Annotated in this window: 20 protein-coding genes, 1 tRNA gene and 2 pseudogenes; 5 read left to right on the top strand and 18 right to left on the bottom strand. The window is 49.5% G+C overall.

The genetic code is table 11. The annotated features are described in order from the left end of the window. Positions 1-4 precede the first annotated feature (4 nt). Entirely contained in the window at positions 5-520 is a 516-nt protein-coding gene (locus tag NST96_RS12455) for a hypothetical protein (protein WP_003387091.1), read from the bottom strand. A gap of 194 nt (positions 521-714) precedes the next feature. On the opposite strand from NST96_RS12455, the pseudogene NST96_RS12450 reads away from it, so the two are divergent. The 4 genes and pseudogenes from NST96_RS12450 to NST96_RS12435 form a co-directional block, all read left to right on the top strand. After that, positions 715-1044, top strand: a pseudogene (locus NST96_RS12450) (transposase); the annotation flags it as partial. Between the two features lie 308 nt (positions 1045-1352). Continuing rightward, positions 1353-2147, top strand: a complete 795-nt coding sequence (locus NST96_RS12445; protein WP_251873633.1) for a transposase — start codon at positions 1353-1355, stop codon at positions 2145-2147. Between the two features lies 1 nt (position 2148). Next, a complete protein-coding gene (locus NST96_RS12440) occupies positions 2149-2712 on the top strand; it encodes a transposase (protein ID WP_171506468.1) in 564 nt (187 codons plus the stop codon). Then, positions 2713-3728, top strand: a pseudogene (locus NST96_RS12435) (IS1182 family transposase); the annotation flags it as partial. A gap of 101 nt (positions 3729-3829) precedes the next feature. Here NST96_RS12435 and mtrB read toward each other — a convergent pair. The 10 genes from mtrB to NST96_RS12385 form a co-directional block, all read right to left on the bottom strand. Further along, positions 3830-4072, bottom strand: coding sequence for a trp RNA-binding attenuation protein MtrB (gene mtrB, locus NST96_RS12430; protein WP_003387092.1), 243 nt, complete (start codon positions 4070-4072; stop codon positions 3830-3832). Positions 4073-4113: 41 nt separating this feature from the next. Then, a complete protein-coding gene (locus NST96_RS12425) occupies positions 4114-4788 on the bottom strand; it encodes a lytic transglycosylase domain-containing protein (RefSeq protein ID WP_003387093.1) in 675 nt (224 codons plus the stop codon). Positions 4789-4944: 156 nt separating this feature from the next. Then, positions 4945-5021: transfer RNA gene (locus NST96_RS12420), tRNA-Pro, on the bottom strand. Positions 5022-5088: 67 nt separating this feature from the next. Further along, positions 5089-5649 (bottom strand): GTP cyclohydrolase I FolE, encoded by a 561-nt coding sequence (gene folE, locus NST96_RS12415; protein ID WP_003387096.1) that lies wholly within the window; start codon positions 5647-5649, stop codon positions 5089-5091. Positions 5650-5820: 171 nt separating this feature from the next. Further along, the gene (locus NST96_RS12410) at positions 5821-6093 is read right to left on the bottom strand and encodes an HU family DNA-binding protein (RefSeq protein ID WP_003387097.1); all 273 of its coding nucleotides are present in this window, start codon (positions 6091-6093) and stop codon (positions 5821-5823) included. A gap of 237 nt (positions 6094-6330) precedes the next feature. After that, positions 6331-7809, bottom strand: a complete 1479-nt coding sequence (gene spoIVA / locus NST96_RS12405) for a stage IV sporulation protein A (RefSeq protein ID WP_003387098.1) — start codon at positions 7807-7809, stop codon at positions 6331-6333. A gap of 178 nt (positions 7810-7987) precedes the next feature. After that, positions 7988-8719, bottom strand: coding sequence for a hypothetical protein (locus tag NST96_RS12400; RefSeq protein WP_003387099.1), 732 nt, complete (start codon positions 8717-8719; stop codon positions 7988-7990). 18 nt (positions 8720-8737) lie between these two features. Continuing rightward, on the bottom strand, positions 8738-9082 hold the full coding sequence (locus NST96_RS12395; protein ID WP_003387100.1) for a 2Fe-2S iron-sulfur cluster-binding protein: 345 nt from the start codon (positions 9080-9082) through the stop codon (positions 8738-8740). A 15-nt stretch (positions 9083-9097) separates the two neighbouring features. Then, complete coding sequence (locus NST96_RS12390) at positions 9098-9394, bottom strand: 2Fe-2S iron-sulfur cluster-binding protein (RefSeq protein WP_003387102.1); 297 nt, start codon at positions 9392-9394, stop codon at positions 9098-9100. A 15-nt stretch (positions 9395-9409) separates the two neighbouring features. Beyond that, positions 9410-9598, bottom strand: coding sequence for a DUF2768 family protein (locus NST96_RS12385; RefSeq protein WP_342406483.1), 189 nt, complete (start codon positions 9596-9598; stop codon positions 9410-9412). Positions 9599-9736: 138 nt separating this feature from the next. On the opposite strand from NST96_RS12385, the gene NST96_RS12380 reads away from it, so the two are divergent. After that, on the top strand, positions 9737-10225 hold the full coding sequence (locus NST96_RS12380) for a hypothetical protein (protein WP_003387104.1): 489 nt from the start codon (positions 9737-9739) through the stop codon (positions 10223-10225). A 119-nt stretch (positions 10226-10344) separates the two neighbouring features. Here NST96_RS12380 and NST96_RS12375 read toward each other — a convergent pair whose 3' ends face one another. The 7 genes from NST96_RS12375 to NST96_RS12345 all read right to left on the bottom strand — a co-directional run bounded on the left by NST96_RS12375 (position 10345) and on the right by NST96_RS12345 (position 15483). After that, complete coding sequence (locus tag NST96_RS12375; RefSeq protein WP_003387105.1) at positions 10345-10617, bottom strand: stage VI sporulation protein F; 273 nt, start codon at positions 10615-10617, stop codon at positions 10345-10347. Between the two features lie 78 nt (positions 10618-10695). After that, positions 10696-11724, bottom strand: coding sequence for an NAD(P)H-dependent glycerol-3-phosphate dehydrogenase (locus tag NST96_RS12370; RefSeq protein WP_024984948.1), 1029 nt, complete (start codon positions 11722-11724; stop codon positions 10696-10698). Positions 11725-11759: 35 nt separating this feature from the next. Further along, positions 11760-12365: a glycerol-3-phosphate 1-O-acyltransferase PlsY gene (plsY, locus tag NST96_RS12365; RefSeq protein WP_024984947.1), complete on the bottom strand. Its 606-nt coding sequence runs from the start codon at positions 12363-12365 to the stop codon at positions 11760-11762. A gap of 15 nt (positions 12366-12380) precedes the next feature. Further along, the gene (gene der, locus NST96_RS12360; RefSeq protein WP_342406479.1) at positions 12381-13694 is read right to left on the bottom strand and encodes a ribosome biogenesis GTPase Der; all 1314 of its coding nucleotides are present in this window, start codon (positions 13692-13694) and stop codon (positions 12381-12383) included. A 54-nt stretch (positions 13695-13748) separates the two neighbouring features. Next, complete coding sequence (locus tag NST96_RS12355; RefSeq protein ID WP_003387109.1) at positions 13749-13931, bottom strand: hypothetical protein; 183 nt, start codon at positions 13929-13931, stop codon at positions 13749-13751. Beyond that, a complete protein-coding gene (locus NST96_RS12350) occupies positions 13921-14838 on the bottom strand; it encodes a YIEGIA family protein (protein ID WP_003387111.1) in 918 nt (305 codons plus the stop codon). Before NST96_RS12350 ends, NST96_RS12355 begins: the two co-directional genes overlap by 11 nt. A gap of 6 nt (positions 14839-14844) precedes the next feature. Then, positions 14845-15483, bottom strand: a complete 639-nt coding sequence (locus NST96_RS12345) for a hypothetical protein (RefSeq protein ID WP_003387112.1) — start codon at positions 15481-15483, stop codon at positions 14845-14847. Positions 15484-15544 lie beyond the last annotated feature (61 nt).

Below are 15544 nucleotides of genomic sequence, written 5' to 3'. Positions count from 1 at the left end.
CCCGTCAAGGACTAACTCTCTCGTAAAAATAAGGCTCTACCCGCACCGGGAATCTTGTCTTGACGTGCGTCTCATAATCCTCCACATCCGTCGGTGAGACGAAGTAGGCTGCTCGATCCGGACGATTCGCTTCGATGGCTACAAGCAGTTTGCTCGTGTTCTCTACCTCTTCTTTTTCCAGCAGCCGAAAATATACATGCTCCACATTGCCGGTCAATCGAAAGAGATCGTACGTTACTGCGTAAAAATCATGAAACACCCGATTTGCATCTATCCGGTCTTTTGGACTCACCGCCAGATCGACAAAAACCGACGGATTTTCCCATTTTACACGCTTAATATTATAATGAGTCGTCATGAATGTAAATAAATCCACTACATTTTGTTCACTCAGCTCTACTGGTCTGGCGGCTTGAAAAGCAGGCACATCCTCCTGTTTCCAGGACAATGTCGGAACCCATGACAACATGGCGGCCAGGAACGCGGACATAGCGATGGCGACAAACAGTCTGCGCGGCATAGACATCCCTCCTCACCACCATTGTACAAATAAAAAAAGCAGGCTATGCCTGCTCAGGCTGTCGAGAAAGTCGACAGCCATTTTTATTTCCCTGTATTTTATGACGACACCGCGTTAATGTGTTATAATATTCTTGTAATTACATTTACTGGCGGGTGATTATTGTGCTTTCCTCTAATGAAAAAAAGCAACAAATGCAATATGAATTTGTATGCCTTGATGAGTTGGTCCCGGAGGACCATTTGCTACGAGTTATTCAAAAGCATGTAGACTTCTCTTTCATCCGAGAAAAAGTACGCCAATACTATTGTGAAGATAACGGTAGACCAGCCATTGATCCGGTGGTTTTATTTAAAATGATTTTCATTGGATACCTTTACGGTATCCGGTCAGAAAGACAACTCGAAAAGGAAATTCAGACGAATATCGCTTACCGCTGGTTTCTTGGCCTTTCACTAACAGATCGAGTTCCAGACCACACTACCATCAGTTGGAATCGTCGAACTCGTTTTAAAACTACGACTGACCAATTAACTAACAAGGATTTCCAAGACCTCTGTCGAAGTTAGTCATTAGCCTATTTGACGGAGGTCTTCTCATGCCTTTACCCAAGAATCGTGTCATTCCTGAAAAGAAAATATACTTTCGGCCAGAGATACAGCATTGCCCGCACTGTGGCACGAAACTCAGGCGACATCATACCGCATGGAAAAAGAATGTCATCACACTTGCCGGTGTTATCCAAGCTTGGAGTATGGCTTATGCTTGCAGCAACGCAGATTGCTCATACCCCAGAACCTATTACAAATCCGCTGAAGCTGAGCTTCTCAGCATGAAACACACTTCCTACGGTTTTGACGTGCTAGCGTTGGTTGGTCAGCTTCGGTTTAAGCAACATATGACAATCGGCGAAATTACGGAAACGTTGAATCAGCGCGGGGTAACCACGTCAGAACGCAATTCTCAGCGGTTGTACGAACGTTATCTTACCTTGCTCCGCGCTAGCGTGACGGATCACGTCAAGCAAGCACTCAAGCAAGTTGTTCAGGACCGTGGCGGTATCATGATTTCCATGGACGGTGTTCAGCCCGAGAAAGGCAATGAGACGCTCTATGTCATACGAGAAGTATTCAGCGGAACGATCCTGTCTGCACAAAATCTAAAGAGTAGCTCCGCAGAAGAACTTAAGAAACTCATCCTGCCTGTTATCGAACTGGGATTTCCCATCATCGGGATCGTTACGGATGGTCAACAATCCATCCGAATGGCCATGGAATCGTTACTGCCGGACGTGCCGTACCAATACTGCCAATACCACTATCTAAAGGACATTGCAAAGCCTGTTGTCGATTTAGACCGCAAGCTCAAGACAGGAATCAAGAAGAGCCTCCGTGGTATTCGCGAAGTCGAGAAGCGAATCGAAAACGATGCCTCTACAGAAGCAGAGGTGGCAAAAGATTACGTGGCGGCCATTCGTTCTGTGCTCCTCGAAGACGGCAATCCCCCACTCGATCTACCGGGCATACGTGTTTATGAAAATGCTAGAGCCATTCAGGCTTCCCTCGAACGATGCCTGAGTAAAAAAGGGGCCCTCTCTGCTCAAAAACCTAATCAGAATTTTCGATAAATTGGATGATTTTGAAGAGCAATATGCTACCGTGATGCGCTGGTCCAAACCGATTCACCACGTTGCCGGGATCTTGAATCCAAGCATAGATAAACGAAGTGAAACGGTTCGATTTCATATGCAGCATCTGTTAGATTGGGTTGAACAGACGTACACCAGCAAAGACGACTTGCCAATGGTTGCAAATCTGAAAAGCTACTCCCGAGGGTTTTGGAAAGGCCTGTTTACGTGTTACGACCATCCGCATGTCCCACGAACGAACAACGACCATGAGCGTTTCTTCCGCCAGACGAAGACCCGGCATCGACGGATGACGGGTCTGAGAAGTTGGAACGAATATATCCTCCGAAGTGGTGAAATGGTCGTATTTGTCGATGACGCACTTCACCAGAGTAATGTGTTAAGTAGACTTCAGTCTGTAAACTACCTTGATTTTAAAAATGAACGCCTGCGTTGGTCTGCTCGTTTGAGTGAAGCTACCAAACGCAGACGATTCCGAACGAATCCAAGTGTGTACCTGGAACAGGCCGAAAATGCTTACTGTATGTTAATTGGTCAGTCGTAGTTTAAAAACACAAATGTTTTCCAAGAGATTTTTGATGAAATCGTTCGCCTTGCTATCCAACATCGCATGGTTGGCGGACGTGTTTTGATAAGTGATTCCACTCATCTGAAAGCAAATGCGAACAAACGTAAATTTAAGAAGCATGTTATTGAAAAATCTAGTCGAGCCTACCTTAGTGATTTAGAAGCAGCCATTAATGAAGACCGTGAAGCACACGGAAAAAAGGATTGAAGCCTAGAGAGGATGTGAAGGAAGAAAAGGAAATCAAGGTGAGTACTACTGATCCGGACAGTGGTTACATGGTTCGTGACGGAAAGCCTGAAGGCTTTTTCTATCTCGATCATCGGACAGTCGATCATAAGTACAATATCATAACTGATGTACACGTGACTGCGGGTAACGTTCATGATTCTGTTCCTTATGTAGATCGGCTACAACACCAAATTGAGAAGTTTGGGTTTACAGATACCATTGAAGCCGTTGCATTGGATGCTGGCTATTTAACTACTCCAATCTGCAAGGCTCTGCACGATCTAAATATCTTTGCCGTCATTGGCCATCGAGCTTTTTCACCTGTTAAAGGCCTTATCGCCAAATGGCGGTTTAAATATGATCCCGAAAAGAATGTCTATATTTGCCCCCAAAAACATGAGCTTGCTTATTCGACAACTGACCGTAACGGATACAGAATGTATAAGTCAAATAAAGAAATATGTAAGGCATGTCCGATGCTCACTATGTGTACACGGTCAAAAAATCACCAAAAGGTGATAACCAGGCATGTATGGGAAGAGAGTAAAGAATGGGTTCGACAGAACCGCTTAAGTAAGTCAGGAAAATACCTATACAGGTTGAGATACCAAACGATAGAGCGAAGTTTTGCAGATGCCAAAGAACTGCATGGACTTCGCTATTGTAGGTTGCGCGGACGTGAAAATGTCCAAGAGCAAGCGTTGCTGACAGCAACCGTTCAAAATATAAAAAAGATAGCACTCCACCTTGCAAAGGCATGTTAGGTGTGGTGCTATCTAAGACTTCCAGCACTTCGTGCTCAATTTTATTGTTATGAAAGAAGAAACTCCAACATATTGTGGGGTTTCTCGACAGCCTGAGCAGGCTATGCCTGCTTTTCATCCGACGTATCGATAATCCCGTGATGCGTATAGATCACGGCTTTTCCTCTTACCTTGATCGCGGAGGTGTGCTCGGTAAACTGGGCCAGCATGACCTCGCCCTTGTCCAATTTCTCCGTATGATGGAAACGGGTATCGGAGCCTCTTGTCAAACCGATCACGTGGACCCCGTTTTCTTTTGCCTTCACCACAAAATATTCTTGCTGCCCATTCGGTGTTTGTGCCACCTAAGTTCCTCCTAACTGGCAATTTCCGTAGTTTTTCGTTTCTAGGATGTCCCGCCTGGTTCCAAGCGTTTCATGATCTTGTCAACATACCTCTGGGTCTCCTGTGGAAGAAGCTCGTACTTTTGCTCTAGCTCATCATCCGTATCAATGCCCAGGCGGCTGATCCGTCCGGGGCCGGCATTGTAGGCAGCCAGAGCGACCTTCACGTTGCCATCGTAACGGTCAAGCAGGCCGCGCAAGTACTTTGTTCCCCCGGCCAAATTGTCGTCCGGATTATAGACGTTTCGCACATGCAAGGACTTGGCCGTGGCATCCATCAGCTGCATCAAGCCTTTGGCTCCAGCACGAGAGACTGCGTTGGGATTGAAGTTCGATTCTGCGCGAACGACCTCCCGAACCAGATTTTCATCGACGCCGTACGAACGGGCGACTCGGCTAATTTTGTCCAATATTCCCTGCACGTTCTGCGGTGTTTGACTGCTCGATCCGGTTGTATATGTATCAGAAGCATCAGTAAAATCCCAGTCTGTTGATCCGTCTAGCTCGGCCAATATCTGCTCGGCCCGAATAACCCTTTGACCATTTGCTAGTTCCGCTTGAAGCACTTCAGAAAAAGGCATCTCTGCTGAAGGCACATAAGAAGCAGGCTCGCTTTCGCTCAGATCATACCTGTTCATTGCCGACAGATAGGGTTGGATAGGCAGTGACATCTTCATCAGTGAACAACCTTTCTGCTTGTCATTCTTCTATCATATTATAGGGAAGAAAAATAAGGAAGCCAAGAGGCATTTTGACTGACAGAAAAAAAGAAGCCTGACTGATCGATACACAATCAGAGGCTTCTTTTCACAACGAGCTGCTCGCTGTGTGTATGGTCGGAATGCAGGGATTTGAACCCTGGACCTCACCCACCCCAAGGGTGCGCGCTACCGGGCTGCGCCACATCCCGACTGTACATCATCACTATACAAAATTTTAATTACATTGTCAAGAAAAAATTTCCGTTCAGCATCCGTCTACTTGATCAGACTGAATACCTCTGCCCGTGCCGCGGGGTCATTTGCAAAGATTCCTCGTACAGCCGAGGTGACTGTTTTGGAGCCTGGCTTTTTCACTCCGCGCATCGTCATGCACATATGCTCAGCTTCGACGACGACAACTACTCCGTGAGGGTCCAGCTTGCGAACGATCGCATCCGCTACATGAGCCGTAATGCGCTCCTGAAGCTGCGGCCTGCGAGCGACAGTCTCGACGGCGCGAGCCAGCTTGCTCAATCCTACGACACGACCTCCGCGGGGAATATAGGCAACATGCGCCTTGCCAAAAAACGGAACCAGGTGGTGTTCGCACATGGAGTAAAACGGAATATCCTTTACAAGCACCATTTCCTCATGGTCTTCGCTGAAAACCGTCTCAAAATACTTCTCTTCATCTATGCCAAGGCCTTCGAATGCCTCTGCGTACATCTTCGCTACGCGCTTCGGTGTATCCAGCAGACCTTCCCGGTCCGGATTTTCACCGATCGCTTCGAGTATCATTCGAACGGCAGTCTGAATCTTTTCCAAATCGACGTTCATTCTCGTACCTCCTCCTCACACAGCGAAACAAGCCCATCTTACCACATTAGCCCAGAAAAGACAAAACGAACTGTGCTTGAGAAACACTTTGACCGAAAAAGGCATAAAACGTAAAAAAATCCACATTTATTCAATGTGGATTTTATGTAAGTGAAACTTTAGCAGACGTTATTACTTGATAGAGTCCTTGAGTTGTTTGCCAGGTTTGAAGGCAGGGACTTTGCTGGATGCGATTTCGATTTCTTCACCAGTTTGCGGGTTACGACCTTTACGAGCCGCGCGCTCGCGAACTTCGAAGTTACCGAAGCCGATCAGTTGGACTTTATCACCGTCTTTCAACGCTTCAGCGATTGCATCGAGAACCGCGTCAACAGCTTTCGTTGCATCTTTCTTTGTGAGCTCGGTGGTCTCAGCCACTTTTGCGATCAGTTCTGTTTTGTTCATATTGTTCACCTCCCCTCAATGACGGTTGAGTCGTAGGTATTACTTTTCTTTACCGAAACCCTGCGTTTTATACGCGATTGGGTGTTTTTACCGCTCTGACAAGCTTATAGTAATACACCATTCTTGTAAATTCAAGCCCCCTGATGTCGAATTTAAACGAAATCCAAGAAAAAAAGGCTTCCCGTCATGCCGGGAGCCTCCTTTGCCTGTCTATATTCTGGTTCTTTATACCTATTTTCACAAGATAATAGCAATCAGTCCGCCCGAGCCCTCGTTGATGATGCGACCGAGTGTTTCCTGCAGCTTGTAGCGTGCGTTGTCCGGCATCATGGTGATTTTCGCCTGAATTCCTTCGCGGACGATCGAATGGAGCGAACGCCCGAATATATCCGAATTCCAGATGGAGAGCGGATCTTTATCAAAATCTTGCATCAGGTAACGGACCAGCTCTTCACTCTGTTTTTCCGTTCCGATGATCGGCGCAAACTCCGATTCAACATCAACGCGAATCATGTGAATCGACGGAGCCGTCGCTTTTAGCCTCACACCGAAGCGAGGTCCCTGTCGGATAAGTTCAGGTTCGTCCAAGGTCATCTCATGCAAGGACGGTGCCGCTATGCCGTAGCCTGTGGTACGAACCATGTGAAGCGCCTCGGCAACCTGGTCATACTCGCGTTTTGCATGTGCGAAATCCTGCATAATCGTCAAGAGGTGGTCTTTTCCGTTTATCTCTACACCAACGATCTCCATCAAAATCCGATCGTACAGTTCATCCGGCGCATACAGATCGATTTCAGCGATACCCTGCCCCATATGCATACCGGCAAGCGAAGCCCGCTCGACAAAGTCATATTCATTAAAGAACCCTACGACCCTGTCGACATCGCGCAAGCGCCGGATGTCCTGTACAGTGTCTCTGACGGCTTCCTCGTAGTTTTGACGCAGCCAGTGTCCATTTTCCAGTACCATCACCCAACTGGGCAGGTTCACGTTTACTTCATGTACAGGGAATTCAAACAGCACTTCTCTCATGAGCATCAATATTTCCTGCTCAGACATGTGATCGACGGACAACGCCACAACAGGCACATCGTATTTCTCCTGCAAGTCCAATCGCAGGTTCTGAGTTTCATCCGAGCGCGGCCGAGTCGAGTTGACGATAATGACAAAGGGTTTCCCCACTTCTTTCAACTCGTTGATGACTCGCTCCTCCGCTTCGATATAACCGGCCCTCGGGATCTCCGCGATACTGCCATCCGTTGTGACGACGATACCGATCGTGGAGTGCTCCTGGATTACTTTTCGCGTCCCCACTTCGGCCGCTTCCTCGAACGGTACCGGCTCCTCATACCAAGGGGTATGCACCATGCGCGGTCCGTTGTCGTCCTCGAAGCCCTTGGCTCCTTGAACCGTATAGCCGACGCAGTCAACGAGGCGAACGTTGATGCTGAGCCCTTCTGTAACGTCTACCTGGACGGCTTGGTTCGGAACGAATTTCGGCTCCGTAGTCATGATTGTTCGCCCGGAAGCGCTCTGAGGCAATTCATCTGTCGCCCGAATACGTTCCGCCTCCGAGTGAATGTTGGGGATGACGACCTGTTCCATAAACCTTTTGATAAAGGTCGATTTTCCCGTGCGAACCGGGCCAACTACCCCCAGGTAGATATCCCCGCCCGTCCGTTCGGCAATGTCTTTAAAGATATCGACTCGTTCCACCATCGATGACCTCCTTCTATTTGTCTATTGTTACACTATGACCGTTTTTCCGAATTATCCCTGACCGCCAGCATTTTCCCGTGAATCTCGTACTAGAATCTTGGACAATACAAATATATGTGAGAATCAGTTCCGTAGAACAAAAAAAAGCAGCTCAACTTGAGCTGCCCCGATCATTTCAATTATTCAATTTGAGCAATTTCGGTTCCCCATTGACCATTTCGTAGGGGAATGATTTTGCCGGGACAAACATAGATTTTCTAGCCATGACGTATCTCGGATCCGTAGCCTTGGGGACCTCCGCCTTTGAATTCCGCAGGACCGTCGCAATGTCCGCCGCATAATCGATCCCTACTTCTCCTTTTTCGTTCATCACCAGTGGCAACAGGTAATTGCCTGCTGTGCCCGGAACCTGCACTTCCTTCATGCTCAGCTTTGAAAAATCAATGGAATAGTAACCGTTGCCGATGTCTGCCTTAATCGGCAGCTTTTCGTAATTTCGTTGATAACGGATGACGGCAGCCTGGATGTCCGCCACCTTGCTCACCGATCCGAGATGGATCAATCTCACTGTCGGTTTTGTCTCGACATCGATCAGGGTGTACATATAAATACCGCCCTTTTCAAACGCGTTGGCAGGTACGTCAGGCAAATATTTGGGCATCAGCTTCCGAAAATCGATCTCATACTTTTCGAAGATCGGCGTGTTGATGTCCTTTGTAGCAATCGGAAGCACCCCTGTGTCCTTCTGGAACTGCTCGACAGCCTTTTGGGTCGCTTCCAGGTAAAATTCACTAGGGATCTGGTTTTCCAGCTTTTTTTCCTCGGGATACATACAGCCGCCTAGCAGTGCCGCGATCATCACCAGCAGCGCTGTCAACAGTCCTGTGTTTCTCATTTTACGCAACATCTCTCGCTACTCCTCTAGCTACCATTCTTCTTCCTCCAGGCGCTGTCTCTCCAGCGCCGCCTGAACGACCGATTTCCATTTGCTCTCCGGAATCCGGACGGAACAATCGGTCCCCATCACCTTTGCCTGACAGGCAAGCCGGATGCCTTTGCCAAGGTCCGCTTCAGGCATTTTCCGCTTTTCCAGCGTACTCGGCTCACTGAGTTGCCCGCTTTCCACAACTACCCGGCACATGAGACAGGACGCATGTCCCCCGCATCGCTGCGGAATGACGACTCTTGCCGCCTTCGCTACGCTCGTAATCGATTGCCCCGGCCTCGCTTTTATCGACTTGCCCGCAGGCAGAAACGTAATTTTTGCCATTTCACCACTCTCCCGTCAATACGGACGGTGAGCCAGAGTAACATTGCCCTCGTGAATCACTTTGATTTGACAACCGAGCCGATACCCTTCGGCCCGCTCCGCTTTTCTCAGACGAAGCTTTTCCGCATCCGTAATCTCATTCAAGTGTTCCGCGCCTGCCTCAACATGCGTTCGGCATTGCGCGCATATCCCCCGCTCGCAAGCATAGCCCCAGCTCAGCTTATGCTCCTTTGCGATAGCGACGATTGTTTTTCCCATCACAAGAGGCATCTGGTGCGTGCCGGAGCGCGTATGTAATGTCAATTCCTTCAACTTCTGCCACTCCCCTTAGGCAAATATAACGATGATGATCATGACGAAGGTGACCAATAGCATGAGAAAAGCAACCGTCTTCAACAAGAAGCGAACCAGGTTGTTTGCGGTCTTTCGTGCAAAAATCATCAAAAAATTACAGATGAACATCAGCGCAATCGCAACCAAAGAGATGTTCATCTTGGTCATCGGATCGATAGGCATTGTCTTGACAGCATCCTTTTCTCTTTAAGTTTTGCTTTATTATACCATACTTCCCGTATTCCACGCTTTTTCATCTGAACCATGCACTAGACGCCCGCATAGACTATTTTGATGAATCCGCCCAATGGAGGGATACAGATGAGTACGAAAAAATGGCGCAATCCTTATGCCCCCATACCGAGTAAAAAGCTAAGCGATCAAATAACCGATGTTTCTTTGGCTGTGACGCCAAAGAAAGTGGTGCAGCCAGTCGATCTCCGGACATCCGTATCAAAGATGCGCACCAATATCAAGGGGATCAGCAGCACGATCCGCCAAGTCGAAGAAACCATGGATACGCTTTACGGTGCCATGGAGATGTTTGAATCGATTGGCAAGCGCAGCGCCAAAGGAAACGCCACAGAAAAATCTGTGGAAAGACCCGCAGACAGGCCCGTTTCCAAAAAACAAACCGCAGAGAGCAGCCAGGAACCTGAAACCGTGCGGGACGAAGCAGAAAACAGCGGATCAAACCCTTTGGCAAACATAGATATCGGACAGCTTCTGGGGCTTTTGCAATCTCCTCTCGTTCAAAACCTGCTGAGCCAGTCGACAAACGGCGCAGCAAAACGAAAAAAAGAGGGATAATCTCCCTCTTTTTTTTCTTGATCCTGCAGACCAGCCATGTCCCTGTAGAGCCATGATTGTTCCTAGTCATACTGTATGACATTTTGTCAAGCATGCAACGGTCATAACCGCCCATTTCTCTACGAGCGCAATAGTTTTGTAAGGGACTGGATGTCGTTTAGGCTGATCTCCTGATTGCGGAACATTTCCACGATCTTGTCTTCCCGCTCTTCATTCAAAGTCTTCCCACTCAGCGCTGCAAGCGAGCGAATGATTTGACGCAGCTTGGTTTCATCCTCAAAGTCGCTGCGCTGGAATTGACCGGCCAGCGAGCGCAATTTCCCTTCATCGACTTTATCTGAAGCCTGTTTTTGCAACCTCTCCAAAAAACGGCGAGAAATACTATTGCTCATCGCTCAAAGCCCTCCTTGCAACATTTGGATTACACCATTAACGTATGTGCAGGAGCCTAAAAAGGTGAGCGAATCGACTTAGATACTGTATGGGCCGAGGTATTCGTTTTCACGTGTGCGCCCGCGTCCCATCAATTCCTCCACTCCTTGCCGGGGGGAGGTTCCTTCAAACAAGATCCGGTATAAAACGTCCGTGATGGGCATGCTGACATTTTCCCGTCCCGCCAGCGCATAGGCAGCGTTGGTTGTCCGGACGCCTTCCACGACCATCCCCATTTGTTCCAACACCTGGTCAAGCGGCTTTCCTTGTCCAAGCAAATAGCCTGCCCGCCAATTTCGGCTGTGCTTGCTCGTGCACGTAACTACAAGATCGCCAATTCCGGCAAGACCGGCAAAGGTAAGCGGCATTGCTCCGAGCTGGATGCCCAGCCTCGTGATTTCCGCCAAGCCCCGCGTCAGCAATGCGGCTTTTGCATTGTCTCCGAACCCCAGTCCATCGGACATCCCCGCTCCGAGCGCAATGATGTTTTTGAGCGCCCCCGCAATTTCTGCCCCGACCATATCCGGATTGGTGTACACGCGGAAATAGTTGTTCATCAACAGGTCTTGGGCTCGCAGCATCTTTTCATCTGAAGCAGACGCTACCACTACTGTCGTCGGAGAGCGAAGAATCACTTCCTCGGCATGGCTGGGGCCGCTCAGCACGACCAGTCCGCTGGCGATCGATGCCGGCACTTCTTCACCGATCACCTCCGACATCCGTTTGAGCGTTTCCATCTCAAAGCCTTTGGTCGCATGAATCAGCAGTACGTCTGGTTCCAGGTAAGGCACCAGCTCACGCGTTACCTGCCGCATGGCATGCGACGGAACAGCCAGCAGGACGACTGGCTTCCCTTGCACCGCTTCCTTCATGTCTGTCGTCGCGACGATTTGCGGGGACAACCGAGCCTCCGGCAAATACTTTTCGTTTACGTGCAACGTATTTACTTTCTCAGCCAGCTTTGCATCCCGCATCCACAAAGTGACCTGATGGCCGTTGTATGCAAAAACGGATGCCAGCGCCGTTCCCCAACTTCCCGCACCTATGACTGCAACTTGTAAACTCAATAGTTCCCCCTCCACACTACACATTGTTTCGGAACTTACTTAAACGGGCGCTGGGCAGATTCCCCCAGCCTTCGTTCCTTGCCTGAGAGAAGATTTCGGATATTACTGTAATGACGAATGTAAGCGAAAATGGCGAGTACGGTACTCACCCATATAAAGGCAGGTTCCTTGGCAAATACGTATAGAAAAATTGGAAGCATCGTCACCAACACGAGTGAACCAAGGGAAACGTATCGCGTAATCGCAATAACAATAATCGTAATAATGCCCGAAATCAGAAAGGCAAGCGGAGAAAAGCCGAATGCCACCCCAACGGTTGTGGCAATCCCCTTTCCTCCGCGGAATCCGAAAAAGACAGGCCAATTGTGTCCAATGATGGCAAACAAACCGGACAAAGCGTACGCCAGTGCATTCCCATCAGTCAACAAATGGGTAAGTCCCATTGCGGCCAGACCTTTCAAAGCATCCAAAACCAGCACGGTGACAGCGGGTCCTTTCCCCAGGACACGCAGCGTGTTGGTAGCGCCGGCATTGCCGCTGCCGTGAGAACGTATATCGATACCCGCGATTTTTTTGGCAATGAGGTAACTGAAGCTGACTGATCCGATCAAATAGCTGATCAGCAAGGACAAATACACCATGGTCGTTTCCTCTCCCTATGTTTTTTTGCGCGTCCAGATACGAATCGGCGTTCCCTCAAAGACAAACGCTTCTCGTATTTTGTTTTCTATGTAACGCTCATAGGAGAAATGCATGAGTTCCGGATCGTTGACAAATAGGATGAAAGTAGGCGGTTTGACCGTCGCCTGTGTCGCATAGTTGATTTTAAGGCGTTTCCCGCGGTCTGAAGGCGGCGGCGTCATGATTGTCGCATCGGTAATCAGGTCATTGAGAACCGATGTAGGCACCCGCATCGAATGGGCTTCCGCCACTTGGTTTACCTTTGGCAGGATGGTGTGAACACGTTGCTTCGTCTTCGCCGACACATACAGGATCGGAGCGTAGTCGAGGTATTTAAACTCTTCGCGGATCAGCTCGGTAAAGCGATTCATCGTTTTGTCGTCTTTTTCGAGCGCATCCCATTTGTTCACGATGATAATGACGGCACGTCCCGCTTCATGGGCATATCCGGCAATCTTTTTGTCCTGCTCAATGATTCCTTCTTCCCCGTTCAAAACGACCAATACCACGTCAGATTCCTCAATGGCACGCATAGCGCGCATCACACTGTATTTTTCCGTGGTCTCGTACACTTTTCCGCGCTTGCGCATACCTGCCGTATCCACAAGCACATACTGCTGTCCGTCGCGTTCGAACGGAGTATCAATCGCATCCCGCGTAGTTCCGGCAACATCGCTGACAATGACGCGTTCTTCGCCGAGAATGGCGTTCGTCAAAGAAGACTTGCCCACATTCGGGCGCCCGATGATCGAGACGCGGATGACGTCGTCGGCCTGCTCTTCTTCCTCTTTTGCAGGGAAATGACGGACCACTTCCTCCAGCACGTCTCCGAGTCCCAAACCATGGCTGCCGGATACGGGAAACGGCTCTCCAAGCCCCAACGTATAGAAATCGTAAATCTCCGCTCGCATCTCCGGATTGTCTACCTTATTTACGGCCAATACGACGGGTTTTCCCGTGCGGTTCAGCATGCGCGCAAGCTCCAGATCGGCGTCTGTCGCACCAGTACGGCTGTCTGCGATCATGATGATGACGTCCGCCTCATCGATGGCAAGCTCCGCCTGATGGCGCATTTGCGTCAAAATCTCGTCGGTCTTGCCGAACTCAATACCTCCCGTGTCAATCACGTGAAAATATTGATCCAGCCATTCCCCTTTCCCGTACAAACGGTCCCGGGTAACGCCTGGCTTGTCCTCTACAATGGCAATACGTTCACCGACCAATCGATTAAATATCGTGGATTTGCCCACGTTGGGTCTCCCCACAATGGCTACCACTGGCAATCCCATAGTTGACAACACTCTCTCTCGTATCTGTTTTTAACTAGACAATCATACCACACACTACTTGTGACTCACAATGACCAGGGTATCATCATTCAATTCGTGGACCATCGCATCCAAAATTTTTTCCAGAACAAAGGCTGTCTTCTGCAGACTTTCCTTGTCCTCTACTGCGAAAATGGGGGCTCCGCCTGCTACTTGCTCTTTCTTCATCGTAACGATGGCCATGATCTTACCCGCCATGAGCGCCTCCCTCCGCCGCAGCAGGCGATTCCAGCGGCTTTCGGAACACGCTTTCCAAAATCGGCACAGACTCAATGACGATTTTTGCCCGCTCCTGATCCATGACCTGCGGCAGCAAAAATACGCCCAGCCGACCACTAGCCAAATCTCTCTTGATTAAAGGGGTCAGGGATGGCTCTCCCTCGTCCGTGAACAGGCCCATCTGAACAGCAACGTCATGCAAAATAGCCTGGCGCTGGCCCGGGTGCGCAATCGTAACGCTGGCATTCGCGTCTTTCGGTACAAGGATAAATCCCAGCCCCTGCTTCTTGATGACGTCCTGTGCATCTCGAAGTCCGACGTTCATGATATAGATATCGCCGACATACAAATCCTTTCCGTCGACTCGCACCTCCGCGGGAACGACATCGACGATATGGGACAAGTTCTTGCCTGATTTCAGCCACCGGGAGACCAGCAAAGTACCGATACCCGCCAAAACACCGCCCCACCAGTCGAACAGGACCGTTGCAAAGGTCGTCAGCAGGGAAGTGAAGATAACCAAATAGTTTCTTCCCTCGAACACCATCGCAATACCTTCGATATAGGGACCTCCGCGGGGGATTAGCTCCCTCTTGTCGATCTCCGTCAAAGTAGTGCGTTCCATGTTGCGCACATCGCGAAACTGCTGGGCAGCAACCGTTAAAAAGGTTACCGCCGTATAATCCTGCTTTAGCAGCGAGGGAACTGCAAGAGCGCCGAGAGCAGAAGCAATGACTCCCAGAGAAACGTGTATAATCTTGCCGTGCGGATAGGTGGGGTACTGCCGATAATCCGTTTGCAACAGGTATATGCGGCAAACGATCCCGAATCCAAAGCCAAGCGAGAGCGGAATTACATATTCATTGGAGAGCAGTTCTTGAAACAATGAGCATCACCTGTTCGTGTCTGAATTGGAAGTCTTCCTCCCCCCAAACCGGAAGAGCATTCTCGCCATCGCCCAGCCGCCGGCGCATACTCCCCACAAGGAAATTGCGCTCCACAACAAATCGTGCGCATACTCGTTGCCAATTTGACAGGAGCCAGTCAGCTTCCACTCATAAAGCGAATACAGCAAATCGCTTAGAGGCAAGGAGAGGAGCAGCAAGAACATCTGGGTTAGGCTTGAACGACTCACTGTCAAAGCGGCAAAAACAGCACATACAGGCACCATCCACCTTACATCCCAGACGGCGAGCACCGGATCTGTAAAGAGCAGCCAGCGAAACCAAAACAGCGCTATCCCGATACATCCGCCGATGATCACGTAGATTCTCTTCCGCCCGTGCTGCTGGTTCGAATACAGCCAACCGGCGCACAGAAAGGGCAGGATCGCTCCACTGACGCTTACGCGAATAGCCGGAAAAAAGGAGAGCTGCCAGCTGACGAACGTGCAGACGAGAAAAAGGGTCACTACAGCCAACGCACCAGCTCTCTTGATCCCCCAGCGGTGAAAAACTCCGTCGCAGACACCCATCCATATCAGACAGAGGAAGCACCACTGGATGAGGATCGCTAGCGTTCCATCGTTCATGTCCATCTCCCTCTAGATGCGGTTGTCTTCCCCAAGTATGCCTCATTTTTCATCCTTTCAT

This window comes from Brevibacillus sp. FSL K6-2834, from assembly GCF_038592925.1.
Taxonomy (GTDB): Bacteria; Bacillota; Bacilli; order Brevibacillales; family Brevibacillaceae; genus Brevibacillus; species Brevibacillus borstelensis.
The sequence above is the reverse complement of the archived record's forward strand: the minus strand, read 5'-3'. Positions and strand labels throughout refer to the sequence as shown.